The 26,541-nt window shown below is 63.5% G+C and carries 23 protein-coding genes and 1 tRNA gene; 12 read left to right on the forward strand and 12 right to left on the reverse strand.

Annotation, left to right across the window (positions count from 1 at the left end):
- The 3 genes from LB538_RS12155 to LB538_RS12165 all read right to left on the reverse strand — a co-directional run.
- Positions 1–1,660: hypothetical protein (locus LB538_RS12155; RefSeq protein ID WP_224551670.1), on the reverse strand; the 1,660-nt coding region annotated here is incomplete at its 3' end.
- A 602-nt stretch (positions 1,661–2,262) separates the two neighbouring features.
- Positions 2,263–2,336, reverse strand: a tRNA-Gln gene (locus LB538_RS12160).
- A 199-nt stretch (positions 2,337–2,535) separates the two neighbouring features.
- The gene (locus tag LB538_RS12165; RefSeq protein ID WP_224530777.1) at positions 2,536–3,468 is read right to left on the reverse strand and encodes a YbhN family protein; all 933 of its coding nucleotides are present in this window, start codon (positions 3,466–3,468) and stop codon (positions 2,536–2,538) included.
- Between the two features lie 262 nt (positions 3,469–3,730).
- On the opposite strand from LB538_RS12165, the gene LB538_RS12170 reads away from it, so the two are divergent.
- Both LB538_RS12170 and LB538_RS12175 read left to right on the forward strand, forming a co-directional pair.
- Entirely contained in the window at positions 3,731–5,080 is a 1,350-nt protein-coding gene (locus LB538_RS12170) for a Ppx/GppA phosphatase family protein (protein ID WP_224530774.1), read from the forward strand.
- Positions 5,080–5,775 carry an RlmE family RNA methyltransferase gene (locus tag LB538_RS12175; protein WP_095767720.1) on the forward strand — a complete coding sequence of 232 codons (696 nt, stop codon included), beginning with the start codon at positions 5,080–5,082 and terminating at the stop codon, positions 5,773–5,775. Before LB538_RS12170 ends, LB538_RS12175 begins: the two co-directional genes overlap by 1 nt.
- A gap of 42 nt (positions 5,776–5,817) precedes the next feature.
- Here LB538_RS12175 and LB538_RS12180 read toward each other — a convergent pair whose 3' ends face one another.
- Positions 5,818–7,239, reverse strand: coding sequence for an MFS transporter (locus LB538_RS12180; protein ID WP_224530771.1), 1,422 nt, complete (start codon positions 7,237–7,239; stop codon positions 5,818–5,820).
- A 211-nt stretch (positions 7,240–7,450) separates the two neighbouring features.
- Here LB538_RS12180 and LB538_RS12185 point away from each other — a divergent pair, with 211 nt between their 5' ends.
- From LB538_RS12185 to LB538_RS12205, 5 genes are all read left to right on the forward strand, one after another.
- Positions 7,451–7,696 carry a type II toxin-antitoxin system Phd/YefM family antitoxin gene (locus LB538_RS12185; RefSeq protein ID WP_095767718.1) on the forward strand — a complete coding sequence of 82 codons (246 nt, stop codon included), beginning with the start codon at positions 7,451–7,453 and terminating at the stop codon, positions 7,694–7,696.
- The gene (locus LB538_RS12190) at positions 7,693–8,142 is read left to right on the forward strand and encodes a PIN domain-containing protein (RefSeq protein ID WP_224530769.1); all 450 of its coding nucleotides are present in this window, start codon (positions 7,693–7,695) and stop codon (positions 8,140–8,142) included. The genes LB538_RS12185 and LB538_RS12190 overlap by 4 nt, the downstream gene beginning before the upstream one ends.
- A gap of 133 nt (positions 8,143–8,275) precedes the next feature.
- Positions 8,276–9,778, forward strand: coding sequence for an IMP dehydrogenase (gene guaB / locus LB538_RS12195; protein ID WP_224530766.1), 1,503 nt, complete (start codon positions 8,276–8,278; stop codon positions 9,776–9,778).
- A gap of 46 nt (positions 9,779–9,824) precedes the next feature.
- Complete coding sequence (locus LB538_RS12200) at positions 9,825–10,370, forward strand: hypothetical protein (protein ID WP_224530762.1); 546 nt, start codon at positions 9,825–9,827, stop codon at positions 10,368–10,370.
- A 10-nt stretch (positions 10,371–10,380) separates the two neighbouring features.
- Positions 10,381–10,800, forward strand: coding sequence for an MAPEG family protein (locus LB538_RS12205; protein WP_095767715.1), 420 nt, complete (start codon positions 10,381–10,383; stop codon positions 10,798–10,800).
- 195 nt (positions 10,801–10,995) lie between these two features.
- Here the strand turns inward: LB538_RS12205 and rnd are convergent, their stop codons facing one another.
- Both rnd and LB538_RS12215 read right to left on the reverse strand, forming a co-directional pair.
- Positions 10,996–12,147, reverse strand: a complete 1,152-nt coding sequence (gene rnd, locus LB538_RS12210; RefSeq protein ID WP_140842635.1) for a ribonuclease D — start codon at positions 12,145–12,147, stop codon at positions 10,996–10,998.
- Between the two features lie 129 nt (positions 12,148–12,276).
- On the reverse strand, positions 12,277–13,485 hold the full coding sequence (locus LB538_RS12215; RefSeq protein ID WP_224530759.1) for an MFS transporter: 1,209 nt from the start codon (positions 13,483–13,485) through the stop codon (positions 12,277–12,279).
- A gap of 113 nt (positions 13,486–13,598) precedes the next feature.
- Between LB538_RS12215 and LB538_RS12220 the strand changes: the two genes are divergently transcribed.
- Complete coding sequence (locus LB538_RS12220; RefSeq protein WP_140541251.1) at positions 13,599–14,357, forward strand: DeoR/GlpR family DNA-binding transcription regulator; 759 nt, start codon at positions 13,599–13,601, stop codon at positions 14,355–14,357.
- 121 nt (positions 14,358–14,478) lie between these two features.
- A complete protein-coding gene (gene aspS / locus LB538_RS12225) occupies positions 14,479–16,269 on the forward strand; it encodes an aspartate--tRNA ligase (protein WP_224530804.1) in 1,791 nt (596 codons plus the stop codon).
- Positions 16,270–16,366: 97 nt separating this feature from the next.
- On the opposite strand, the gene LB538_RS12230 is transcribed toward aspS, so the two are convergent.
- Positions 16,367–17,557: a hypothetical protein gene (locus tag LB538_RS12230; RefSeq protein WP_224530757.1), complete on the reverse strand. Its 1,191-nt coding sequence runs from the start codon at positions 17,555–17,557 to the stop codon at positions 16,367–16,369.
- A 23-nt stretch (positions 17,558–17,580) separates the two neighbouring features.
- A complete protein-coding gene (locus tag LB538_RS12235) occupies positions 17,581–17,811 on the reverse strand; it encodes a hypothetical protein (protein ID WP_224530754.1) in 231 nt (76 codons plus the stop codon).
- Between the two features lie 163 nt (positions 17,812–17,974).
- Between LB538_RS12235 and parC the strand changes: the two genes are divergently transcribed.
- Positions 17,975–20,230: a DNA topoisomerase IV subunit A gene (parC, locus tag LB538_RS12240; protein WP_224530750.1), complete on the forward strand. Its 2,256-nt coding sequence runs from the start codon at positions 17,975–17,977 to the stop codon at positions 20,228–20,230.
- A 271-nt stretch (positions 20,231–20,501) separates the two neighbouring features.
- The gene (locus LB538_RS12245) at positions 20,502–21,701 is read left to right on the forward strand and encodes an AI-2E family transporter (protein ID WP_224685827.1); all 1,200 of its coding nucleotides are present in this window, start codon (positions 20,502–20,504) and stop codon (positions 21,699–21,701) included.
- Here LB538_RS12245 and LB538_RS12250 read toward each other — a convergent pair.
- From LB538_RS12250 to LB538_RS12265, 4 genes are all read right to left on the reverse strand, one after another.
- Positions 21,689–22,582, reverse strand: coding sequence for a DMT family transporter (locus LB538_RS12250; RefSeq protein WP_224530801.1), 894 nt, complete (start codon positions 22,580–22,582; stop codon positions 21,689–21,691). The two genes, LB538_RS12245 and LB538_RS12250, sit on opposite strands and share 13 nt — an antisense overlap.
- Positions 22,583–22,706: 124 nt before the next feature.
- The gene (locus LB538_RS12255) at positions 22,707–23,471 is read right to left on the reverse strand and encodes an arginyltransferase (protein WP_095767708.1); all 765 of its coding nucleotides are present in this window, start codon (positions 23,469–23,471) and stop codon (positions 22,707–22,709) included.
- A gap of 147 nt (positions 23,472–23,618) precedes the next feature.
- Entirely contained in the window at positions 23,619–24,089 is a 471-nt protein-coding gene (locus LB538_RS12260; protein WP_073989170.1) for an RDD family protein, read from the reverse strand.
- Between the two features lie 106 nt (positions 24,090–24,195).
- Complete coding sequence (locus LB538_RS12265) at positions 24,196–24,879, reverse strand: methyltransferase family protein (protein ID WP_224530746.1); 684 nt, start codon at positions 24,877–24,879, stop codon at positions 24,196–24,198.
- 179 nt (positions 24,880–25,058) lie between these two features.
- Between LB538_RS12265 and sthA the strand changes: the two genes are divergently transcribed.
- Positions 25,059–26,447 (forward strand): Si-specific NAD(P)(+) transhydrogenase, encoded by a 1,389-nt coding sequence (gene sthA / locus LB538_RS12270; RefSeq protein WP_224530739.1) that lies wholly within the window; start codon positions 25,059–25,061, stop codon positions 26,445–26,447.
- Positions 26,448–26,541 lie beyond the last annotated feature (94 nt).

A 26,541-nucleotide genomic window follows, 5' to 3' on the forward strand; every position in this document is an offset into this window, starting at 1 on the left:
CTCGTTCCTGTTCAGCCGCGTCACGCTCGCGGCGGGCTTTATCGAGGTCCTCACGGGTCGATGCTGCGGAAGCGCGTACTCGTGTCAGAGCCTGCGCCGTCGCGGCTGCGGTCTGCTCGGCACGCTCTTTTGCTGAGACAGCCTTGGCTCGTTCCTGTTCAGCCGCGTCACGCTCGCGGCGGGCTTTATCGAGGTCCTCACGGGTCGATGCTGCGGAAGCGCGTTCTCGTGTCAGAGCCTGCGCCGTCTCGGCTGCGGTCTGCTCCGCACGCTCTTTTGCTTTGACAGCCTTGGCTCGTTCCTGTTCAGCCGCGTCGCGCTCGAGGCGGGCTTTATCGAGGTCCTCACGGGTCGATGCTGCGGAAGCGCGTTCTCGTGTCAGAGCCTGCGCCGTCTCGGATGCGGTCTGCTCCACCCGTTCTCTCGCTGTGGCTGCACCGGTTCGTTCCCGCTCGGCCTTATCCGCGATCGCGGCCTTGGACAGTTCCATTGCGGCGAGGTCGCCGCGAAGGTCCTTCGACTTCCGGCGCTCGTCGTCAAGCACTGCGTTCACTTGCGCAAGCGAGGCCTTGGCACTGGCGCGGTCCTCGGCGGCCCTGGCCTCAAGCTGCGAAATTTGCGCCCGCGCTTGGGATAGGTCGCGTGCCATCAATTCAGTTCGCTGACGCTCCAGATGAGCAGCCGGCATCTGCGTAACGACATAGTTGATGCTCTCGCCCAGCAGCCTGCGAGCATCTCCCGCAATGCGCTGCAATGCGTCGTACGTGCGGGCTGCCGTGAGTTCGTTGCGCAAACGCTCCCCGTATGCGTCGTCGGCTGCTGCCATGCTTGTCCTCAGCGCATCGACCTGCTTGCGCGATTCCAAGAGCGCACTCTGCAGAGAGGCGCTTCTGGCGCGCTCTTCTTCCACAGCTCGGTGCTCCTGGCCGGCCAGATTCCTCGCGGCGGATACCTGAGCACGAGCAGCCTCGACTTCAGCCTTGGCAGCCGCGAGATCCGGGCCAGGCGATGCGGCATTCGTACGCCCGTCGCCCTGGGCTGGTCCCTCCATATCCAATGCAGCACTCGCCGGAACCGCGAAGGATCGCGAAAGATCGGGCTGGGAGGGATTCTGGGCCTGCGAAATGGCGGGGGCGCTTTCGACCCAATTCTGTCTCGTCATCGTATAGCCAAGCGACACGGCCAGGCAGATCGTGGCGATGCCCAGGCCTGATACAAGACCAATAGGCCAGCGAACACGGGGAGGTGAGTCCGTAGCGCTGTTTGTCGGGGAAGCGAAGGGATTGGGCAGGTCGCCTGGCGAACTCTCATAAGCTTCGGAGATCATCTCGAAATGCTCGATTCGCACCCCGAACTGACGGTAGTTTGCATCCTGAGGCCGGGCATCCGCATCCGAGGATACGACAGCCTGAGAAGAACCAGGTCCGGTTGCAAGGTCGACCGGGCGTTCCCAGACCCAAGGAACCTCCTCGAGAGGAACAGGCTTGCATTCTTTCAGGTAGGCATTTGGTTTCGGGCGACTCCGCAGCACTGCGACAAGGGCATGCCGGAGCACAAGAAAGACGCCCGCCAGTACGAGTATCGCAATCCCGGCCAGGATGGCGAGATCTGTGTTATTCGTGTAAATTTCGGCAAGATGATTTGGCATCGTCGTGCCCATGTGGTCTTGGGTGCAATTTAAGTTCGCGAAGCGGTGTTTGGGTCTTCTCCCCGATGCTGGCTAAAGCTGCTGCTGCTCTCGAAGCTGTCACTGCTTCGGGCCTTCCAGTGCGGTGCGAATGTATTTGTTGCGTTGCGGAGCGCGGTCATGCGCCGGCAGAAGATGCCGGCGCAGAAGATGTGCGCTCGAACCGAAGCTCAAAGACACCGTGGCCGCCGGTTGTCGCCCGCCGCAAATGTCCCGAAAAGCCGACTCGCACCTCTCCATCGTCAATATCCCAAAAGTTCTCCCACGATGCTTTCCAATCCGCATTTTTGGGAGTCCGGACAGTCCATTCTGAACTCTAAGCTAGGTCATAGACCCTCACGGTCAACCACCTCGGCAGGACTTCCGGCCGTGCAGAACGGCCATGCTGATGCCCGCTCTTCGCGCGCGTCTGAGTCTCCGTTCAAACTCGATAGGCGCGTCGACAACGCCTTCTATGATCGAATCTGCGCATTGGTCGAACAGACGCGTCTCCTGCGTGAAATCGCGGCGGAGAATCGTACATGGGGACGGCGAAAGAAGCTTGTGGAACCAAGTCGTCCACAGGACATCCAGTTTGGCTGGGGAACCTGGATTCGAACCAGGACTAACGGAGTCAGAGTCCGTGGGTCTACCGTTAACCTATTCCCCAGCAGGCGCGTCTGGTATCGCGCGATGCGGACGGCTCATGTGCCGCGAGCGCTGCCTTGTAGCCGCCATCCGAAAATAGTCAAGCCCGCAGCTGAGATCAACGCAGGCTTTTTGAACCTTTGTCCGATGCATGTCGTTCTCCCAAAGCCGTTCCGCACTTTGGGCGACATGCATTGGCTCTGCCGCCAGGCGCCGAAGGCTCAGCTCTCGCCTTTGCTGTATTGGGAATGCTCGAAATAGAGCACCACGCCAAGGCCGATCAGCAGCGGAATAATGAGATAGAACAGGCGGAACACCAGAAGCGCGGCGAGCACGCCGACCGGATCCATGTCCGAAAGCCCGGTGAGGAAGACGAACTCGAACACGCCGAGCGCGCCAGGCGCGTGCGACAGGAGCCCGATCGAGAACGACACCATGAACACGCCGAGCACCACGAAATAGCCGGGATTGCCGATCTCGGGCAGGGCAAAATAGATGATCGCGGCGGCCCCGAGCAGTTCGACCGGCCCAATCAGCAATTGCCGCGCCACGATCGGCAGCGCCGGATAGTGCAGCTGGAAGCTGCCTATCTTCAGCGGTCTCAGCCGCAGCCAACTGCCGAAGGCGTAGGCGCAGGCAAGGATGAGCATGGCGAGCCCTGCGGCGAATGCGGCGCCGTGATGCGGCGCGCCCGTGAAACGATCGATGATCTGCGGTTCCAGCAACAGCACGAGGCCGCCGAGAAAAACGCTGGACAGGATGAAGGTGAACCAGCAGATCGCCACCAGCACGCCGACCTCCTGGCCGGTCAGTCCTCGCGTGCCGTAGGCGCGGTAACGGATGACCGCGCCGGAAAACACCGAGCCGCCGATATTGTGCGACACCGCGTAAGTGGTGAAGGAGCACAGCGTGACGAACAGCCACGATACTTTCTTGCCGATATGCAGCAGCGCGATGTGGTCGTAGCCGGCGAGCGAGGCATAGGCGACGACCGCGCTCAGTGCCGCGAGCACCCAGCCGCGCGGCGGGATGGCGGCAATGCCGGCCCAGACGTCGTCGAGCGAAACGCCGCGCAGTTCGTGGATGAGCAGCCAAAGCGAGAACGCCACGGCCGCGATGCCTATGACCGGCCAGAAATAGCGCCTCCAATTCATGGCGTCGTCATCATGCGTTGCAACTCATTGATTTTGATGTTGCCCAACCTTCGAACCTTCATTTCAGACATGCCTGATTGAAGCCGGCTATTCAACCGGCAAGACATTGCCCCAACGTGATCTGGCAAAATGCGACGTTTGCGAAATTCGGCCTCGCGCTCTTGGTGATTGTGAACTGCGCTGCTACTCTGTTGGCAACTTGAACAAATCGAGGTGCCTGCTGCGTCCGCTACCGGTTCGCGCGGCGCCGGAAGGAACTGAAGTGGAAGACCACGATACCGGCGCGGGCGCGTCGGCAGTGGGCATGTCCGGGGCATCGCCGACGCAATCGGCGGGCCCGCACACGGCGCGATTCAGCCGCCACGCGGGTGCGCACCAAAGACATGCCGGCCAGCGACAGATTGGCCTAAGCCAGGCCGACCAGCATGGCGATCAACCGAAAGGCAAGACGCGCAAGCGACGCAAGCGCAAGCGCGGCCGCAAGGTGTTCGCGCGTGACGAGAACGTCGCCGTGCCGCATGCCGCGCCTGCCGCCACGGCGACAAAACAGCCTCCGAGCGGGCTTTCGCCGGTTGAGCCAAGGCTGGCGGCCCCGCAGCGTCCGCCGCAACAGGAATTGCCTGTCTTCGCCGCGCTCGACCTCGGCACCAACAATTGCCGGCTGCTGGTCGCGGTGCCTGGCCGTCACGGCCAGTTCCGCGTCATTGACGCTTTCTCGCGCATCGTCAGGCTGGGCGAGGGGCTGACCGCCAGCGGCCGGCTCAGCCAAGCCGCGATGGATCGCGCGGTCGAGGCGCTGAAGGTCTGTGGCGAGAAGCTGCGCAACCGCAAGATCAGGAAAGCCAGGCTGATCGCCACCGAAGCCTGCCGTTCGGCCGCAAACGGTGTCGAGTTCCTGGATCGGGTCGAGCGCGAGGCCGGACTCAAGCTCGAGATCATCGACCGCCAGACCGAGGCCCGCCTTGCCGTTTCCGGTTGCGGCTCGCTGGTCGAGCGCGACACGCAAGGCGTGGTGCTGTTCGACATCGGCGGCGGCTCGTCGGAAATCGCGCTGATCGACCTGACCGGACGGCGCTCTCCGCGGCTCGCCAACCATATTGTCTCCTGGACCTCGCTGCCCGTCGGCGTGGTGTCGCTCGCCGAGCGCTTCGGCGGCCGCACGGTCACGCGCGAGACCTTTGCCGCCATGGTCGACGACGTGGCCGCGCGGTTGAAGGTCTTCGACGGCCGCGACCGGCTGGCACATGTGCTGGCAAGTCCCAATTTCCACCTGCTCGGCACCTCCGGCACGGTGACGACGCTGGCCGGCGTGCATCTCGATCTCGATCGCTACGACCGCCGCCGCGTCGATGGCCTCTGGATGGACCGCGACAGCGTCGACCGCATGATCGAGCGCCTGATCGGCTGGGATTTCCAGCAGCGCTGCGCCAACCCCTGCATCGGCGCCGACCGCGCCGACCTCGTGCTCGCCGGCTGCGCCATCCTGGAAGCGATCCGCGGTGTCTGGCCGTCCGAGCGCTTGCGCGTCGCCGACCGCGGCCTGCGCGAGGGGATACTGAGCGAATTGATGGCGGACGACGGTGTCTGGCGCGATGGCGGGCGAGGCCGTTGATGGCTAGGAAACCGGATAAGCCGGGTTCCGCCGGCATTCGCGTCCTCAAGACCAGGATCAAGAAGAAGAGCGGCTTGAAGGAATCCTCGCGCCGCTGGCTCGAGCGCCACATGAACGATCCCTATGTGCAGCGCTCCAAGGCCGACGGCTACCGCTCGCGCGCCGCCTACAAGCTGATCGAGATCGACGACAAGCATCATCTGCTGAAGCCCGGCATGAAGGTCATCGACCTCGGCGCTGCGCCCGGCGGCTGGTGCCAGGTAGCGGCCGCGCGGACGAAGTCGACGGCGGAAAACCCACATGTCGTCGGCATCGACTATCTCGAGATGGCCGCGGTTCCGGGCGCCGTCATCCTGCAGATGGATTTCCTCGATCCCGACGCGCCGCAAAAACTTGCCGAGGCGCTCGGCGGCCGGCCGGATGTGGTGCTGTCCGATATGGCGGCACCCACGACCGGGCATCGCCGCACCGACCATCTGCGCACCATGCATCTGTGCGAAGTCGCGGCCGATTTCGCGTTGCACGTCCTGGAGCCCGGCGGACATTTCCTCGCCAAGACTTTTCAGGGCGGCGCCGAGAACGAGCTTTTGTCATTGCTGAAGCAGAATTTCCGATCCGTCCATCATGTGAAACCGCCGGCCTCGCGCGATGAATCGGTGGAGCTGTATTTGCTGGCGAAGGAGTTCAAAGGCTAGCGCCTTCTCCTTCTCCCACAAGGGGAGAAGGAGAAGCGGCGCTCACTTCCCCGCGGTCCCCACCGTTTCCAGCGTCTTCGGCTTAGTCAGCCGGCCGTGGCCCGAGACCGCGTTGCCGGCCTCCGGCGCAAGCCGCATGAAGGTGATCGATGCCGCCGCCGAGACGGCTGCCACGATGAAGAAGGCGATGTGGAAATCCCGCAGGGTCAGCGGTCCGCCATGGATCGAGGTCGACACTTCGAGGACGCCGCCGGCCAGCGCCACGCCGAGCGCGATCGACAATTGCTGGAAAACCGCCGTGATCGGTGTCGCCTTGCTGGTGTCGGCGGGCGTGATCTCGGCATAGGAAAGCGCATTGACGCCGGTGAAGAACATCGAGCGGATGAAGCCGCCGACCAAAAGGATCGCCAGCATCAGGGCGTAAGGCGTCTGCGGCGTGAACAGGCCGTAGATGGCGATCGATGCGGCCGCGACAAGCGAGCCCCAGATCAGCACGCGGCGGAAGCCGGCGAGCCTGAAGATCAGCGCGGTCACGAACTTCATGCCGATGGCGCCGATCGCCGAGACGAAGGTGATCATGCCGGACTGGAAGGGCGTCAACCCGAAGCCGATCTGGAACATCAGCGGCAAAAGGAACGGCACCGCGCCGATGCCGATGCGAAACAGCGAGCCGCCGAGCACCGAGGACCGGAAAACCTGGTTGCGGAACAGCTCCAGCGCCAGCAGCGGATTCCTGGCGTGCCGCGCATGAAGGAGATAGAGCGCGCCCGAGACCACGCCGACTACAATGGTGATGAAGCCGGCCATCGGCGGCAGCGCCGGCAGGCTGACGACGGAAAGGCCGAAGACGATGCCGGAAGCGGCAAGGCCGGAGAGCACGAAGCCCGGGAAATCGAGCGGCGGCGTCTCGGCGGGCTCCGTCCTGGGCAGATAGCGGGTGGCGAGCCACATGCCGATAAAGCCGATTGGCACGTTGATCAAAAAAATCCAGTGCCAGGTGAAGTATGTGGTGATGAAGCCGCCGATCGGCGGGCCGACGAGCGGGCCGACCAGCGCCGGCACGGTCAGCCAGGACATCGCCGCGACCAGCTCGCTCTTGGGCGTGGCGCGCACCAGCACCAGGCGGCCGACCGGCGTCATCATCGCCCCGCCCATGCCTTGCAGGAAGCGCGACACAACGAAAGCCGGCAGTGAATTGGAAAACGCGCAGGCAACCGAGCCGGCGATGAAGACACCGATCGCAGCCCGAAAGACGTTCTTGGCGCCGAACCGGTCGGCCATCCAGCCGCTGATCGGAATGAAGATCGCCAGCGACACCAGATAAGCCGTCAGCGCCAGCTTCAGCGCGATCGGGCTCGTGTGGATGTCGACAGCGATCGCCGGCAGCGACGTCGCGATCACGGTCGAATCCATGTTCTCCATGAACAATGCGACCGCCAGTATGAGCGGGATGATGCGGTTCAAGGGAAACGCCCTGATCTGTCTTCGCGAATCTAGGCCCGGCTTGGGGGCGAACCGGTGCGACCGGGCGGTTATCACGCCTCGCCCCGGATGTCGCATTAAATTGCTGTCACTTTTGCGGGAGCGCAGTCCTGGTTGGCGTCACGGTACGCGGACTTGTCAAATGCAAGGCCGGCCGCTATGTAGTAATAATAACTACATTATAGGTGCAACCATGGACGAAACTGTTTCTGCAGCCGACGCCAATCGCAGATTCTCTCATATCCTGCGTGAAGTACGCGAGGGGCAGAGCTACGTCGTGACCAGCCATGGGCGGCCAGTGGCGCGGATCGTGCCTGCGGACAAGCACGAGGGCGTGGCCTCCCGGTCGCGCGCAGCTCTGCTGTCGCGACTCGAAAGGCAGCCGATCGTCAATGCAGGACGCTGGACTCGCGAGGATCTTTATGAGGATAACCCGTGAAGATCGCGCTGGATACCAACGTCCTTGCCTACGCGGAGGGCGTCAATGATCCTGAGAAGCGCGACCTCGCCCTCGAATTGCTACGGAACGTTCCGCAAGGCGCTGTGGTTGTTCCGGTCCAGGTGCTGGGTGAACTGTTCAATGTTCTGCTTCGCAAAGCTAGAAGATCGCCCCAGGAGGCTCGCGATACACTGCTTAGCTGGCGCGACGCCTTCCCGGTTATTGAAACAACGCCGGAAGTGATGATGACGGCTGTCGATCTTGCTGCGGACCATCGTTTCGGCGTCTGGGATGCCGTCATTCTTTCCGCCGCTTCGCAAGCGGGTTGCCGGCTCCTTTTGTCAGAAGATCTTCAAGACGGTTTTACCTGGGGCGGCGTAACTGTCGTCAATCCTTTTGAGTTGCCGCGCCACGCTTTGCTCGATGCTCTTCTCGGCATCGAATAGGCCGTCTCGCAACGATCGGCTTTTCAACCGCGACAGGACGTGGTACCAGCCAGCGCCAATCCTGAAAGGGAAGAAGAAGAGTCGGCGCTGGCCAATCGGCCCGGCGCCTTTTCCGCATTCAAAAGGACTGGCCATGGCAAAAATCATCGAAACGTCCACCGGCGCGCTGGCGCTGACTTTCGACGACGTGCTCTTGCAGCCCGGCCATTCCGAAGTCATGCCTGGCGAGACCGACATCCGCACCCGAATTGCAGGCGACATCGATCTCAACGTGCCGATCCTGTCGGCAGCCATGGACACCGTCACCGAAGCGCGGCTGGCGATCGCTATGGCGCAGGCCGGCGGCATCGGCGTCATCCACCGCAATTTCTCGCCGTCCGAACAGGCCGAGCAGGTCAGGCAGGTGAAGAAATTCGAATCCGGCATGGTGGTGAACCCAGTCACCATCGGCCCCGACGCCACGCTGGCCGATGCGCTGGCGCTGATGCGCACCTATTCGATTTCCGGCATCCCGGTGGTCGAAAATGGCGGCACCGGCGGCCACACGGTCGGCCGCCTCGTCGGCATCCTCACCAACCGCGACGTGCGCTTCGCCTCCGATCCGGCGCAGAAGGTCTACGAGCTGATGACGCGTGAGAACCTGATCACGGTCAAGGAGAATGTCGACCAGGACGAAGCCAAGCGTCTCCTTCACAAGCATCGCATCGAGAAGCTGGTAGTGGTCGACAGGAACGGCAATTGCGTCGGCCTGATCACCGTCAAGGACATCGAGAAGTCGCAGCTCAACCCGCACGCCACCAAGGACGCGCAGGGGCGCCTGCGCGCGGCGGCCGCCACCAGCGTCGGCGATGACGGGTTCGAGCGCGCCGAGCGCCTGATTGACGCCGGCGTGGACTTGCTCGTCATCGACACCGCGCATGGCCACTCGCAGCGCGTGCTGGATGCGGTGACGCGGGCGAAGAAGCTGTCGAACTCCGTGCGCATCCTGGCCGGCAATGTCGCCACGGCCGAGGGCACGCAGGCGCTGATCGATGCCGGCGCTGACGCCGTCAAGGTCGGCATCGGCCCGGGTTCGATCTGCACCACCCGAATCGTCGCCGGTGTCGGTGTTCCGCAGCTGTCGGCAATCATGTCGGCGGTCGAGACGGCCAGCAGGGCCGGCGTCAGCGTCATCGCCGATGGCGGCATCAAATATTCAGGCGATCTCGCCAAGGCGCTCGCCGCCGGCGCAAGCGCGGCCATGATCGGTTCGCTGCTTGCCGGCACCGACGAGAGCCCCGGCGAGGTCTATCTCCACCAGGGCCGCTCCTTCAAAGCGTATCGGGGCATGGGTTCGGTCGGCGCCATGGCGCGCGGCTCGGCCGACCGCTACTTCCAGGCTGAAGTTCGCGACACGCTGAAGCTGGTTCCGGAGGGCATTGAAGGGCAGGTTCCCTATAAAGGACCTGTGGCTGGCGTGCTGCACCAGCTTGCAGGCGGCCTGAAAGCCGCTATGGGTTATGTGGGTGGACGTGATCTTGCAGATTTCCGCGAGCGCGCCACTTTTGTGCGCATATCCAACGCCGGACTTCGTGAAAGCCATGCCCATGACGTCACGATCACCCGCGAAAGCCCCAATTACCCGGGCGGAATTTGATCGGCAGACCGATCGGCCTGACTGCCGGCGGGGACTGTGGCGTGACTTGAGCGTGGCGGTGCTGCGGCTGTCGCGTCACGCGGCAGCGCTCTCCATCGCCTCGATTGCGCTGTTCCTCCTCATGACGGCGCTGGAGTTTCTCTATTTCCAGCGCTTGAGCGGCGGCCTGGCCTCGCTCGACATGCGCGTCGCCGGCTTCACGCCCGACGAAGGCATGGCGTGGCTCACCGCGCTCGGCCGGCGCGGCGGCGAGATCATCATCGTCTGGCACTATTTGACCTTCGATCTTTTGTTCCCGGCGCTGCTGTCGCTGACGCTGGTCAGCCTTATCCTCGTCTTCGGGCGGCGACTCAGCACCTTCCGCGCCTTGCCGACGCAGCTGCAGGCCTTGTTCTCGCTGGTGCTAGTGGCTCCTTATGCGGTCGCCGACTACACCCAGAATTTTGCCATGGCGCGGCTGCTCTCCGATTTCCAGCTGGCAAATCCCGATTCGCTGGCCTTCGCCTCTTTGCTGACCGTCAGCAAATTCGCGCTGCTGGCGATTCCGGTCTTCGTCATCGCGGTCTTCGCGCTGGCCGGGCGGCGACGCTGAGGACAAGCAGATGCGCCAGACAGCCATCTTCTGGCCGATGCTGGCGCATGTTCTTCTCGTCTATGTCGTCTATCTGGTGATGTTCAAGCGGCGCTATCTCGCTGTTAAGTCCGGCGAAGCCAGGATCGGCCAGTACAAGGTCCGCTCAACCGAGCCGGCCTCGAGCGTCACCGTCGCCAACAACCTGATCAACCAGTTCGAGCTGCCGGTTCTCTTTCACGTGCTGTGCCTGGCGCTGTTCGTCACCAATGGCGTGAACTACTTGACGCTAGCGTTAATGTGGCTGTTCATAGTCACGCGCTATGTCCACGCCTGGGTGCATCTCGACAGAAACCATGTGCTGCACCGCAGCCGCGCCTTCTTCCTTGGCGCCGGCATACTTCTCATCGCCTGGATCTGGTTCGCGCTCCACCTGCTCGAGGTAGTGTGAGGCTCGCCTTTCCCTTCTCCCCTTGTGGACGAAGGTGGCCGCGCAGCGGCCGGATTCCAGTTTGACAGGGACTTAAGCCAGCGTTGGATGCCGCGATAGGAGATCGCCAGCGTTTCACTCCGCCGGAACACCCCTCATCCGTCTCGGCGCTGCGCGCCGATCCACCTTCTCCCGCAAGGGGAGAAGGAAGAGGCGCTACAGCTCGAACAACGCGATCCGGCGCTTGTCGAATTTGATGCCGATCTCGCCGCGTACCAGCCTTAGCGCCTGCTCGCCGAAAACGGCGCGCCGCCAGCCCTGCAATGCCGCCACGTCGGCTTCGTCGCCCTCGGCGGCGATGCGGTCGATATCGTCGCTGGAGGCAAGCACCTTGGTGGCCACGCCTTCCTTCTCTGCGACGATCCTGAGCAGCACCTTGAGCAGTTCCGCCGCCGCACTCGACCCCTCCGGCGGCTGCACGCTTTTCGGCAGTTTCGGCATCGCGTCCTTGGGCAGCGCCAGTGCCGCGTTGACCGCGCCGAGCAGCGCGGTTGCCGTGGCGGAGCGTTCCCAGCCTTTCGGCGTGGTGCGCAGCTTGCCGAGCGCGGCCGCATCGCGCGGCGCCTGCTGGGCGATCTCATAGATCGCGTCGTCCTTGAGCACGCGGCCGCGCGGCACGTCGCGCTCGCGCGCCTCGCGTTCGCGCCAGGCCGCCACCGCCTGCACGATCGCCAGCTCCTGCGGTTTGCGCAGCCGCATCTTCAGCCTTTTCCAGGCATCTTCGGGATGCGGATCGTAGGTCTCGCGCGAGGTGAGGACATCCATCTCCTCGTTCAGCCAGTGGCCGCGATTCTCGCGCTTCAGCTCGGCGCTGAGATGCTGGTAGACCTCGATCAGGTGGGTGACGTCGGCAAGCGCGTATTCGAGCTGCTTGTCGGAGAGCGGCCGGTGCCGCCAGTCGGTGAAGCGCGAGGACTTGTCCAGCCGGGCTCCGGTGACCTTCTGCACGAGCTGGTCGTAGGAAACGCTGTCGCCGAAGCCGCAGACCATCGCCGCCACCTGGGTGTCGAACACCGGATGCGGCACCAGATCGCCGAGATGGACGATGATTTCGATGTCCTGGCGCGCCGCGTGAAAAACCTTCAGCACCGCTTCGTTGGCCATGAGCCGGAAAAACGGTTTCAGGTCGATGCCGGGCGATAACGGATCGATAAGCGCCTCAATCCCAGGCGCGGCCATCTGGATCAGGCAAAGGATCGGCCAGAAGGTCGTCTCGCGAATGAATTCGGTATCGACGGTAACGAATTCCGACTTTTCGAACGCCGTGACAACGCTCTCGAGTTCTTCTTGTGTGGTGATGACCTGCATCAAATCGCTTTTGGCACAATATTAGGCCTCTTTCAATTTCAGCCGCGCGGGCATTCGTCAAGCGCCGCGACGTCGTCACGCACCGCTAGTTTCGCGCGATGGCGATATGCGCTGGCCCGGCGGGGCGGTTCAGGCCTCGCCGGCCTGCGCCTCCACGCTTTGCCTTGCGGTATCCGCGGCTTCGGCCGATGGCCGTCGGCCAAGCACGCCGGCTGTGGCCAGGCTGAGCAGGATGAAGGGTATACTGATGCCATAGGCCGAGCGGATGCCCCAGTGGTCCGACACGAAGCCGAGCAGCGGCGGGCCAAGCAGAAAGGCGACGAAGGAGATCTGCGACAGGGCCGCGACATTGATCGCCGCCGGACGGTCGGTACGCTGCGCCGCAGCCGAGATCGCCAGCGGAAAGATGGCGCTGCTGCCGATGCCCAGAAGCGCAAAGCCCAGCATCGAGATGAAGGGTAGGGGTGAGAAGAAGACGATGAACACGCCGACCGCCATTGTTGCCAGCAGCACGCGCGCTACGCCGCTCGGCGAGTGGCGGTCGACAAAGCTGTCGGCGAAGAAGCGTGTCGTCGCCTGCGAGAAGGCGAACAGCGCCACGGTGAAGCCGGCAACGAAGGGGCCCGAGTCGAACACCGTGCGCATATAGATGGCGGACCAGTCCATGCTGGCGCCTTCCATCAGCATTGCCGACAATGTCACCGCGACGAGGATCAGGATCGGCAGCGTCGGACGGGCGAATATCGGCGGCTTGTCGCCGGTCGCGGCGAAACGGGCAGGCGCGGGTTCGAAGCCGCCCAGGAACAGCGCCATCGCAACCGCCACCGTCGGCACCACCAGCGCCAGATGCAGTTGCGGCGACAGGCCGAGATGCGCCAGCGCGCCGCCGAACAGGCCTGCGCCGAAGAAGCCGATGCTCCAGAACGAATGCGCCCGGTTCATGATCCGGCGCTTGAGCAGGAACTCGGTCCTGTCCGCCTCGACATTCAAAATGATCTCGATGCTGCCGATCATCAATCCGACCGGGAGCAGCATCAGGAACAGGGCCGCGGGGCCCGACGCATGCACCGCGACGGCGTAGGCGAAGCCAAGCAGCGGCACCAGCCACAGCAGCGCCCGGCGGAAGCCGACGCGCTCCAGGATCGGCGTCGCCAGCGTCAGCGCGATCAGAGTGCCGATCGGCGTTCCGATCAGGGCGAGACCGAGCGTGCCGTCCTCGATCTGCATGGCCCGCTTGATATCGGGCAGCCGCGGAAAGATGTTGCCCATGGCAAAGGAATAGATCGCGAAGCCGGCATAGACGCGGTGCTGCGGGGCGAGTTTCAGGCCAAGGGTCATCAGGCAAATCCGCTAAGGAGATTTCGGCGGCGGCTCTCAGGCTGCCGGCGACTCTGTTTCTTGCATGAACAGGCAAAACATGCAACAACGTGCACAAATAAACAGGATCGCGCATGCTCACCGAAGAACGCCACCAACTCATTCGCGACCGGCTTGCGGCGGACGGAAAGGTGCTGGCCGGCGAGCTCGCCAGCCGTTTCGGCGTATCGGAGGACACTGTGCGCCGCGACCTGAGGGAACTGGCGAAGGCCGGGCAGCTGCGTCGCGTTTATGGCGGCGCTGTCCCATCGGGGCCCTTTGCAGCCGCGCCGCTCAGCCAGCGCAGCCGTCATGCGGTCGAGGAAAAAACCCGGCTCGCCAAGGCGGCTGTTGCGCTGCTCGGCGCGGGGCAGTCGCTGTTCATCGACGGCGGCACGACCAACGAGGCGATCGCCCGGGCGATCCCGCGCGATATGGAACTGACCGTCGCCACCAATTCGCTGGGCGTCGCCTCGGCTCTGACGGACCTTCCCCTGGTCGAGCTGATCGTGCTCGGCGGCCGCTATGTGCCCGATCTCGGCACCTGCGTCGGGACAGACACGCTGGCCGCTGTGGCGCAGCTCGGCGCCGATCTGTTCTTTCTGGGCTCCTGCGGGCTGGATGTCGCGCGCGGCGTCACCGCCTTCGATTCCGCCGAAGCCGAAGTGAAACGCGCCATGGCGAAAAACAGCGCCGGCATCGTCATTGCCGTCACCAACGACAAGCTCGCCACCGCCGCGCCCTATCGCGTGGCGGAAGCGGATGCGATCCGCCATCTCGTGGTGGAAAGGACCGCGCCTGCTGCCACGCTCGCCGATTTCCAAAGCCGGGGTGTGCAAGTCCACTTTGCCTGAACAGTCGCAGCGGCGCGCCTGTGTGACCGCTTGCCTTGACAAAGCCCGCCTCTCATGCGCTTTTCGCGCCAATTTTCGAGCCGGGCCGACGCCCGCAATTTCCGGACTTTACCCCATGACTATGCATCGTTACCGCAGCCACACCTGTGCCCAGTTGAGAAAGAACGACGTCGGCAATTCCGTCCGCCTGTCGGGCTGGGTGCATCGCGTGCGCGACCATGGCGGACTGCTCTTCATCGATCTTCGCGACCATTACGGCCTGACCCAGATCGTCGCCGATCCGGATTCGCCGGCCTTCAAGGTCGCTGAGACCTTGCGCGGCGAATGGGTGATCCGCGTCGACGGCGAGGTCAAGGCGCGGCTGCCGGAAACCGTCAATCCGAACCTGCCGACCGGCGAGATCGAGATTTTCGCGCGCGAGATCGAAGTGCTGTCGGCCGCCAAGGAGCTGCCGCTGCCTGTGTTCGGCGAGCCGGATTACCCCGAAGACATCCGCCTGAAATACCGCTTCCTCGATCTGCGCCGCGAGACGCTGCACAAGAACATCGTCGCGCGCACCAAGATCATCGCCGAGATGCGCAAGCGCATGGGGGAGGTCGGCTTCACCGAGTTTTCGACGCCGATCCTCACCGCGTCGTCGCCCGAAGGGGCGCGCGACTTCCTGGTGCCGTCGCGCATCCATCCCGGCACCTTCTACGCGTTGCCGCAGGCGCCGCAGCAGTACAAGCAGCTGATCATGGTCTCCGGCTTCGACCGCTATTTCCAAATCGCGCCCTGCTTCCGCGACGAGGACCCGCGCGCCGACCGCCTGCCTGGCGAATTCTATCAGCTCGACCTCGAGATGAGCTTCGTCGAGCAGGACGACGTGCTCTCCACCATGGAGCCGGTGCTGCGCGGCGTCTTCGAGACCTTTGCCGCCGGCAAGCCGGTGACCCAGGAATTCCGCCGCATTCCCTATGACGAGGCGATGCGCACCTACGGCACCGATAAGCCTGACCTGCGCAACCCGATCGAGATGCAGGCGGTCTCGGATCATTTCCGCGACTCCGGCTTCAAGGTCTTCGCCAACATCCTTGCCAACGATCCGAAAGCCGAGGTGTGGGCCATTCCGGCAAAGACCGGCGGCAGCCGCGCCTTTTGCGACCGCATGAATTCCTGGGCGCAGGGCGAGGGGCAGCCTGGCCTCGGCTACATCTTCTGGCGCAAGGAAGGCGAAAAACTCGAAGGCGCGGGTCCGATCGCCAAGAACATCGGCGAGGAGCGCACCGAGGCGATCCGCCAGCAGCTCGGCCTTGCCGATGGCGACGCCGCCTTCTTCGTCGCCGGCGACCCGAAGAAGTTCGTCACCTTCGCAGGCGCCGCGCGCACCCGCGCCGGCGAGGAGCTGAACCTCGTCGATCGCGAGCGTTTCGAGCTCTGCTGGATCGTCGATTTCCCGTTCTTCGAATGGAACGAGGACGAGAAGAAGATCGACTTCGCCCACAACCCGTTCTCGATGCCGCAGGGCGGCATCGATGCGCTGAACGGCCAGGAGCCCCTCAGCATCAAGGCGTTCCAGTACGACATGGTCTGCAACGGCTTCGAAATAGCGTCGGGCGGCATCCGCAACCATCTGCCGGAAACCATGGTCAAGGCTTTCGAGATGGTCGGTCTCGACCGCGCAACCGTGGAGGAGCGCTTCGGCGGCCTTTATCGCGCCTTCCAATATGGCGCGCCGCCGCATGGCGGCATGGCGGCCGGCGTTGACCGCATCGTCATGCTGCTCGTGGGGGCCAAGAACCTGCGCGAGATCACCATGTTCCCGATGAATCAGCAGGCCTACGACCTTTTGATGAACGCGCCTTCGGAAGCGACTCCGCAGCAGCTGCGCGAGCTGTCGCTGCGCGTCGCTGCGGCGAAGAAGGAAGGCTAAAAGCCGTAGCCAGGATCTTCTTTTTCCTACAAGAATCGCCTTCAACAAGAAAAGCCCGGCATCGCTGCCGGGCTTTTCTTTGCAGCTGACTGTCCGATCAGTCTTGGTTCGCCTTGACCTTGACGCCAAGCGTCTTCGGCAGGTCGAGAGGGTTGGACATGGCGCCGGCCATAATCAGCGCGAACGGCACCGACGACGGCGGCTCGGCCGAGATTTCCAGGCTCTTTGGATTGTCGAGGAAGGTATTGACTGCCGCCGAGACTTCCGCCGTCAGCTCGGGATTGTTGAGCTGCGCCATGCCGAACGGCACGATCGCCTTGGCCTGGTTGGCGACGTCCTTGGCCGACATGCCCTGCTGCTTGCCGACATAGTCGAGCACCTTGCCGGTGAGCGAATCGTCCTCGAAGCGCACCGATGCGCCGTTGAAGGAAAGCTGCTGCATCAGGCCGAGCATGGCCATGCCTTGCGCGGAATTGTCGGCGCCTTCCGGCTGGGCGGCGAGCTTCTTCTGCATTTCCTGCATCGACTTGATGAAGTCGAGCGTGTAGCCGCCGAGATTGAAGGTCATGCCGAGCGTGCCGGCATTCTCGACCGAGATGTCATATTTCGACAGCTCCATCTTGCCGTCGCTCGGCTGCCAGGTGCCGGCCATCGCGATGTTGCCCGAGATGTTCTGGTAGCCGAGCGCGTCGATCGCTTCCTTGGACTTCGGATCGTCGACCAGCGAGAGATCTGCGGTGAATTTTTCGGTGTTGGCGGTAAAGTCCATCGCCTTGCCGTCGGCCGGCGGGGTGATCTGGACGGCAAGCCCGTCCATCGCGAAAGCCGTCTTGTCGCCGACCTTGACCGTCATGTTGGAGAGTTCCGCCGACTTGTACATCATCAGCGAGCCGAGCGGATCGGTGCCGCCTTCGGCCGGGACCTTCATGCCGTGGACGACCACCGGGCTGAGATTGAGCGTCACGCCGTCCTTGCTGTGCTCGAAAGGCGAGGTCGAGAGGGTTGCGATCTCATAGCTGCCATTGGCCTCGCTGACCCCCTCCAGCTTCACGTCGCCGATCGGCAGCGCTTCCTTCTCGGCCGCCGGCTTGATGGAAACACCTTGCAGGACGGCGTTCGAATCGTCGCCGGAGACACCTGTCCAGGAAATCTCGACGCCCTGGGCGGCAAGGGCCGCCTTGATGCGCTCGGCCACCGCCGGATCGGCGGCGAAGGCCGAATTGAGCGGCAGCGTCAGCAGAAAGGTCGAAAAGGCCAGTTTCTTGAGTGTTGAGCGTTGGATTGTCATGGCGAGTTCCCTGTCCTGATTGGCTATTGTGAAATTATTTTTGACATCTGCTCCATCACCATTCCGTGACGAACGGGACGGGAAAAAGGCATTTCCGGGCCCATTTGTCGAAAACGGCGATGAAAAGCAAACGCCGGTCGGCAGCTATTGCCCGATGCGGTGAATTTGTCATGAAGACCGCGGCTTTCCTCCGCCAGCGCGTTGCATTGCCAGATAGCGGCCGCATGTAACGGATTGATGTTGGTCGGCGTCATGTTGCCGACCAAGCCTGTTGCAGATCGGCGGCAAATTGCAGCCGCCGTGGCGCCGCTTCCGTGAAATCCTTCACACCGCCGGCTGCGTGTCTGTAGCCGCGGCGAATGCGCCGACGTACACGCGGCGCTTGCCGCGAATCACCCGCTCGGCTAGTCCAAATCCATGGGAAAAAGGCTTTTGCCGCCTGATGACAATGGCGGCGGCGATAAAATCGAACCGGTCGATCTGAAGGAAGCGCTCGAGCGGCGCTATCTCGCTTACGCGCTGTCGACCATCATGCACCGGGCGCTGCCGGATGTGCGCGACGGACTGAAGCCGGTCCATCGCCGCATCATGCATGCCATGCGGCTGCTCAGGCTCAACCCCGATCAGGGTTTCGCCAAATGCGCCCGCATCGTCGGCGACGTGATGGGCAAGTTCCATCCGCATGGCGACCAATCGATCTACGATGCGCTGGTACGGCTGGCGCAGGATTTCTCGATGCGCTACCCGCTGGTCGACGGGCAGGGCAATTTCGGCAACATCGACGGCGATAACGCCGCGGCGATGCGCTACACCGAAGCGCGCATGACCGAGGTGGCGAGCGAGCTGCTTGCCGGCATCACCGAGGACGCGGTCGATTTTCGGCCGACCTACAATGAAGAGGACGAGGAGCCGTCCGTCCTGCCGGGCGCTTTCCCCAACCTGCTCGCCAACGGCTCGTCGGGCATTGCCGTCGGCATGGCTACCTCGATCCCGCCGCACAACGCCGCCGAGCTTTGCGACGCAGCGCTCCATCTGATCGAGCATCCCGAAGCGCCGGTGGCGAAGCTGATGGATTTCGTCCAGGGGCCGGATTTCCCGACGGGCGGCATCATCGTCGACAGCCGCGCCTCGATCCTCGAAGCCTATGAGACGGGCCGCGGCGGTTTCCGCGTGCGCTCCAAATGGGGCCAGGAGGACCAGGGCAGGGGCACCTGGAGCATCGTCGTCACCGAGATCCCCTACGGCGTGCAGAAGGCCAGGCTGATCGAGAAGATCGCCGAGCTGTTGATGGCACGCAAGCTGCCGCTGCTCGAGGACATCCGCGACGAGAGTGCGGAGGACATCCGCATCGTCCTGGTGCCGAAGAGCCGCACCGTCGATCCCGGCATCCTGATGGAATCGCTGTTCAAGCTTACCGAGCTCGAAAGCCGCTTCCCGCTCAACATGAACGTGCTGTCGCGCGGCAAGGTGCCGAACGTCCTGTCGTTGAAGGGCGTGCTCAAGGAGTGGCTCGACCACCGCCGCGAGGTTTTGATCCGTCGTTCGAAATACCGGCTCGGCGAGATCGAGAAGCGGCTGGAAATCCTCGCCGGTTATCTGATCGCCTATCTCAACATCGACGAGGTCATCAGGATCATCCGCGAGGAGGATGAGCCCAAGCAGGTGATGATGGCCCGCTGGTCGCTCACCGACAACCAGGCCGAAGCCATCCTCAACATGCGCCTGCGCGCTTTGCGCAAGCTAGAAGAGATCGAGATCCGCAAGGAATTCGACGGCCTCACCGCCGAGAAGAAGCAGATCGAGGCCCTGCTGGCTTCCGACGCCAAGCAATGGTCGACGATCAAGTGGGAAGTCGCCAAGGTCCGTGACACGTTCGGTCCGCAGACCGAGCTCGGCAAGCGTCGCACCCAGTTTGCCGATGCGCCCGAGCACGACTTGACCGACATCGCGCATGCGATGATCGAGCGCGAGCCGGTCACCGTCGTTGTGTCGGAAAAGGGCTGGCTGCGTGCCATGAAGGGCCACCTGACCGACCATTCGCAGCTCACCTTCAAGGAAGGCGACAGCCTGAAGCTCGCCTTCCATGCCCAGACCACGGACAAGATCCTGGTCTTCACCACCGGCGGCAAGTTCTACACCATCGGCGCCGATCGGCTGCCGGGCGGGCGCGGCCATGGCGAGCCGATCCGCATCATCGTCGACATGGAGAACGACCAGGACATCGTCACTGCCTTCGTCCATGATCCGAAGCGCAAGCTGCTGCTCGTCTCATACGACGCCAACGGTTTCGTCGTTTCGGAGGAAGAGGTCGTCGCCAACACCCGCAAGGGCAAGCAGGTGATGAACGTCAAGGCGCCGGACGAGGCCAAGCGCTGCATCCCGGTTTCGGGCGACCATCTCGCTATTGTCGGCGAGAACCGCAAGATGCTGGTCTTCCCGCTGGCCGAAATTCCGGAAATGGCGCGCGGCAAGGGTGTGCGCCTGCAGAAATACAAGGACGGCGGCGTGCTGGACCTGAAGACCTTCACCCTGGCGACGGGGCTCTCCTGGCAGGATTCGGCCGATCGCACCTTCACCAAGTCGCGCGAGGAGCTGTCCGAGTGGATCGGAGCCCGCGCCGCCGCCGGCCGCATGGTGCCGAAGGGTTTTCCCAGGACGGGGAAATTTGGGTGAAGCAGCACCTTTCCTTCTCCCCTTGCGGGAGAAGGTGTCGCCGAAGGCGACGGATGAGGGGTGTTCCAGCTTGACACGGACTTGAGCTGCGTTGGATGCCGCCAACGCCTCACCCCGCTGAAACACCCCTCATCCGTCTCGGCGCTGCGCGCCGATCCACCTTCTCCTACAAGGGGAGAAGGAAAGGCACTATTTGGACTATCGTCACGATTGCTGCACTATGATGGTGCATAAGCATCCATCGAACCATCAGGCAGGGAGCAACGCCGGGTTGAAGCGCGCCGAGATCCAGAAGCCGGGGCAGCGCCTGTTCGGCCTGTCGACGCCGCTGAGGGCGGCCGTCATCCCACCGCTGTCGGCGGCGCGCTGGCTCCTGGCGCTGATCGTCGCTGCCGGCGTCTATTTCTTCCACGGCTTCCTGTTCCCGGTGCTGGCGGCGCTCGTCATCGCCTTTGCCAGCTGGCCGCTGTACCGCCGGCTGCTCGTTGGTGTCGGCGGCAACCGCACGGTCGGCGCGACCTTGGCGATCCTTTTCATCCTCACCTTCCTGGTGGTGCCGATCGCGCTTGCCGGCACCTATGCCATCAACGAGCTGCGCGAGTGGGTCACCTGGGCGATCGAGACCAATCGCCACGGCGCGGCGACACCGGGTTGGATCGCCGCCATACCGGTCGTCGGCCAGTGGCTGAACGAGCAGTGGACGGCCTATCTCGGCCATCCCGGCGGCATCGGCGAGTTGATCCAGCTGATCAGCGGCTCCAACATCGGCAGCATCTATCGCGGCGCCTTGGCCGCCGGTGGCAGCGCCTTCAGCCTGATTCTGACGCTTCTGTTCATGATGATCGCGCTGTTCTTCGCCTATCGCGACGGCGAGTCTTTCGCGGCCCAGGTCGATCGCCTCGGCGAACGCATCCTGCCGACGCGCTGGGAACGTATCTCGCGCGTCGTGCCGGCAACCATTTCCTCGACCGTGACGGGCATGACCATCATCGCCATCGGCGAGGGCCTTGTGCTCGGCATCGCCTATTGGCTGGCCGGCGTGCCATCCCCGGTGACGCTTGGCGCGCTTACCGGCATCATGGCGCTGATCCCGGGCGGCGCGCCGCTCTCCTTCACCCTGGTGTCGATCTACCTCGCCGCCAGCGGCAAGCTTTTCGCCGGCGCGGCCCTGTTCATCTGGGGCGCGGTCGAGCTCTTCATCGTCGACAAGACGCTGCGGCCCAAGCTGGTCGGCGGCCCGATCAAGCTCCCCTTCCTGCCGACCTTTTTCGGCTTGATCGGCGGCGTCAAGACGATGGGTTTTCTTGGCCTGTTCATCGGCCCGGTGTTGATGGCGCTGCTCGTCGCCATCTGGCGCGAATGGCTGCGCGAGGTCGAGATCATGGACGAGCTTGCGCCTGTCGCCGACGAGGCCGGCGCGCCGCCACAGATCGAAGCTGCGGCCGAGCCGAGGAAAGTTCAGGCCGGGTGAACCACGGCAAGCGCGGCACGGCGCTTGCGGCCCTGCAACTGCCACAGCGAATGCGCGACCAGCGTCACGATCAGGATCGAGCCGCCGATCAGGCTGTTGCGTGTGGGCTCCTCGGCGAAGATCAGCCAGACCCAGACTGGCGCCAGCACCGTCTCCAGCAGATAGAACATCGCCACTTCCGGGCCTGAAATGTATTTCGGTCCGTTGGCAAGGCAGAAGAACGAGATCGGCATGATCACGGCGCCGTTGAAGACGATCCACCACGGTGCGTTCACGTGAACGCCTTCGCCTGAAACCATGAAGACGGCGAGCGCCAGCGGCAGGATGACGCCGACCAGCGCGGTGAAGCCCATGTCCTCGCCGCTGGCGCGCGAAATGGTGATGGCGAGGGCGACGAAGAAGGTCGAGCACAGCGCCATGAAATCGCCGAACAGATGCCCGGTGCCGACGGAGCCGCCGACGATGATCAGCACGCCGAAAATCATCGCCAGCATGGCGATGACGGTTGCAGGCCGCGGTCTTTCCTTGAGGAAGAGCCATGACAGCAGCGCCGCGAACACGGTGTTGAAGGCCAGGATGAAGACAAGGTCGGCCGTCGAGGTGTGATAGACCGCCGTGACGAAGCATATCCCGGTCATGCCGTAGCAAAAGGCCACGGCAAGTCCCGACCAACCCGGGATGAGCCGGGGCGCGTTCCGGTCGAACGACCGCCAGACGGCCCACACCACCAGCCCGGCCAGCAAGGTGGTGGCGGTGCGCAACATCATGATCGTCCAGGGTGTGCCGTCGGCGAGCCGGATCAGCGGTATGTCGACGGTCAGTGTGAGGCCGCCTATGGCGGTGATCAGGAGACCTTTTTGGTGGTCGGTGTGGGTGGACACTTGGGCATTCTCGCAAACTATCTTGAGCAGGCGCACAGCGGCCACGCCGCGCTCGTTCCAGCCTGAGGGCCGAAAGGCCGGTGTCCTCCTCCTTGAAACAGTTAAGGATGAAGCGTGGGGAGGTTCAGCGACTGACCGCTTCGTGGTCGTAGCGTTCCCAGCCTTTCGGGCCGAGATGCTCCTGCGGCATGAAGCGCATCTTATAATTCATCTTGCGCGAGCCGTTGACCCAGTAGCCGAGATAGACGTGGGGCAGTCCCATCGCCTTGGCGCGGGCGATGTGATCGAGGATCATGAAGGTGCCGAGCGAGCGGTCCTCGAAGTCGGGATTGAAATAGGAATAGACCATCGACAGGCCATCGGCCATCTTGTCGGTGAGCGCGACGGCTATCAGCTCGCCATGGCCCTTGCCGGTGATGAACGTGTCGGGGCCGCGACGCCGGTATTCAATGATCTTGGTGTCGACATGGGTGTCTTCCACCATCATCGCATAGTCGAGCACGGTCATGTCCGACATACCGCCGCGGCGATGCCGGGCGTCGAGATAGCTGCGGAAGAGCGAGTATTGCTCGGTCGAAGGCTGCGCGTCATGCATGGCGCCGACAAGGTCGGCATTGTGCTGGATGACGCGGCGCATGTTGCGGCTGGGACTGAATTCCTGTGCCAGGATGCGGACCGACACACAGGCGCGGCACGACTCGCAGGCCGGACGGTAGGCGATGTTCTGCGAGCGCCGGAAGCCGCCTTGCGTCAGCAGGTCATTCATCTCCGGCGCCTTGTCGCCGACAAGGTGCGTGAACACCTTGCGCTCGAACTGTCCCTCCAGGTAAGGGCACGGCGACGGCGCGGTCAGGAAGAACTGCGGCGACTGGGTCGGATGCTGCGTCATCTAATCTTGGAAACGCTCCTGCGAATCGCCCTACCTTTGGCCCGGTCGCCGAAAAATTCAACAGGATTATGCTGCCGCGATGGCCTTGGCCTGTTCATATTTAAGCACGGGCGACGCGGCGGCTTGATGCGCGCGGCCGTGAATCCGTCAGATATCGGTGCGGGTTACGACGGTGCCGAGCAGCAGGTCGTGCAGCGTGCGCTTGCGGTCGGAGAACAGCGTGACCAGGAGCACTAGCGGCGTCAGGATGACGTTGCCGGCCCAGAACAGCACCGAGTGAACCACAGCCGTCATGCCGTCGATGCGGCTGCCGTCAAGCTTCTCCAGGCGGATGCCCATGATCTTCATGCCGGTCGTCGCCTGGTCGCGGCTGCCCAGCGTGTTCCAGATGTAGAGGATGGCGACCATCGGCACCAGCACGGAAAACAGCGCCCAGCCGAGGCCAAAGGTCAACAGGCCGAGAATGGCGACCAGGATGGCGAAGGGAATGGTCAGCAGCGCGACGAAGAAATAGTCGAGCAGGAAGGCGAAAATGCGCCTTGTCCGCACCCCACGATATGCGCGGGTGTCCTCAAACCTCGTCGTGATGATCTCGCCGTCCAATACGCGTGCGTTCATATCCGTTCCTCGATCGCAGCACCCCCGTGGGAATGCCTGCCGCCTTTTCAAATGGTGAGGGCGGCCTGGAATTCAAGGAACGTGCCCGCCACCGCCGGGCGCGACGTCAGAAGATGCCGGGACAGAGCCTGTAGCGAACCCGCCCGAGATAGTCGCGATACTCCTCTGTCAGCGCCAGGATGCGCTCCTCGCGCAGGATGCGATGGACCTGGAACAGGGTAATGATCGCGTAGACGGCGAAATTGTAGAGCGAGAAGCTCGACAGCAGGAACAGGATGTGCCCTGCCAGATAGCCGGCATAGATTGGGTGCCGCACGAACCGATAGGCGCCGCCGGTGACGACGCCGCGGTTGGCCGGCAGGATGGCGAAGGAGCGGCCAAGCGACATCTTACCCCAGATCACCAGCCACAGCGCCAGGAATTGCAGCGGCGCCGCGATATAGAGCGGGATGACGGCGATTCCATCCTGGAACGATACGAAACCCGAACCGAAAGCGGCCGTCACCGAGATGAATACCGTGAAAGGGCTCCAGTCGCGGACAATCGGCCGACGCGCCAGCAGCAGCCAGGTAAAGGTCAGAACGTCGGAGATCATGAGCAGCAGGATGTTCAGCCGGCCCGGATCGATGACGAGGTGACGAGCACCGCGATAGACGAAGACCGCGGCGACCACCAGCGCGATGAAACGGAACAGGCCCTCGCGCAGGTCGGTGAGAACCACGCTGCTCTGAAGGCCGGACCAGAAACCGGTCTCTGCGCCAGGCAGCGCATCGCTTTTGGAAATCGCCAACTCTGTTACCCCGGTGGTCCCCTCGATATGGACCATTGCACGCAAGCCTTGCCGTCCGGTTAAGGTTTCTCGTGCTTTTGGTTGCATCGGCGGATTCGCCTGCCGAGGGAATGGTGTTGCCTGTTGAACATGACATTCTTCCCGGTCTAGCTTGCTGCGGCGCACAAAGGGGACGGGACATGGACTACGACATGCTGGTCATCGGCAGCGGCCCTTCGGGGCGCCGCGCCGCGGTGCAATCGGCCAAGCTTGGCAAGTCGGTGCTGGTGGTCGACAGGGGCCGGCGCCTTGGCGGCGTCTCGGTGCATACCGGAACCATCCCGTCGAAGACGCTGCGCGAGACGGTGCTCAACCTCTCGGGCTGGCGCGAACGTGGCTTCTACGGACGCGGCTACCGGGTCAAGCAGGACATTTCGATCTCGGATCTGGTCGACCGGCTGCACAAGACGCTCGACCATGAGGTCGAGGTGCTGCAGCACCAGTTCATGCGCAACACGGTGAAGAGCGTGCGCGCCGCGGTGAAGTTCCTCACGCCGAACAAGGTCAGCCTGACCGCCGACAATGGCGACTATAGCGAAGTCGGATTCGCCAACGCGCTGATCGCCGTCGGCACCAGGCCGCACCGCCCGGCCGACGTGCCCTTCGACAAGAAGCGCGTCTTCGACAGCGACGAGATGCTGGAGCTCCATCATCTGCCGCGCACGCTGACCGTGATCGGCGCCGGCGTCATCGGCGTCGAATACGCCACCATCTTTTCCGCCCTCGACGTGCCGGTGACACTGGTCGAGCCGCGCAACACCATCCTCGATTTCATCGATCGCGAGATCGTCGACGACTTCATCCACCAGATGCGCGACCGCGGCATGACCATCCGCCTCGGCAGCACGGTGAAGGAGATCGCCTCGAAACCCGACCACGCCGAAGTGACGCTGGCCGACGGCCGCACCATCCGCTCCGAGATGGTGCTCTACGCCGCCGGCCGCACCGGCAATGTCGCCAGCCTCGGCCTCGACACGGTCGGCATCGAGGCCGACGCCCGCGGCCGCATCAAGGTCGATCCGCAGACTTTCCAGACCAGCGTGCCGAACATCTACGCGTCCGGCGACGTTATCGGCTTCCCGAGCCTGGCTTCGACGTCGATGGAGCAGGGGCGGGTGGCGGCTTGCCACGCCTTCGGGGTTCACCTGCCGCCGCCGCCGGAGAGCTTTCCTTATGGCATCTACGCCGTGCCGGAGATTTCGACGGTCGGCCTGTCGGAAGAGCAGGTGCGCGACAGCGGCGCATCCTACGAGGTCGGCCTGGCGCGCTTCCGCGAGACCTCGCGCGGCCACATCATGGGGGTGAGCAGCGGTTTCCTGAAGCTGTTGTTCTCGGTCGAGACGCGCCGCCTGCTCGGCGCCCACATCGTCGGCGAGGGCGCCACCGAGCTCATCCATATCGGCCAAGCCGTGATCAATCTCGGTGGCACGGTCGACTTCTTCGTCAACAACACCTTCAACTACCCGACCCTGGCCGAGGCCTACAAGATCGCCGGCCTGGACGCCTGGAACCGGATGGGACATGGGTGAGGGGATCGGGCGAGGCCGGTCGAGCAGCCCCTCAACGCGTGTCTGGACGATGTTCCTATAACATGCCGGGATGGTCTCGATCGTTGATGGCCGC

This window comes from Mesorhizobium sp. Ca11 (genome assembly GCF_020165275.1).
In the GTDB taxonomy this organism is placed as follows: domain Bacteria; phylum Pseudomonadota; class Alphaproteobacteria; order Rhizobiales; family Rhizobiaceae; genus Mesorhizobium.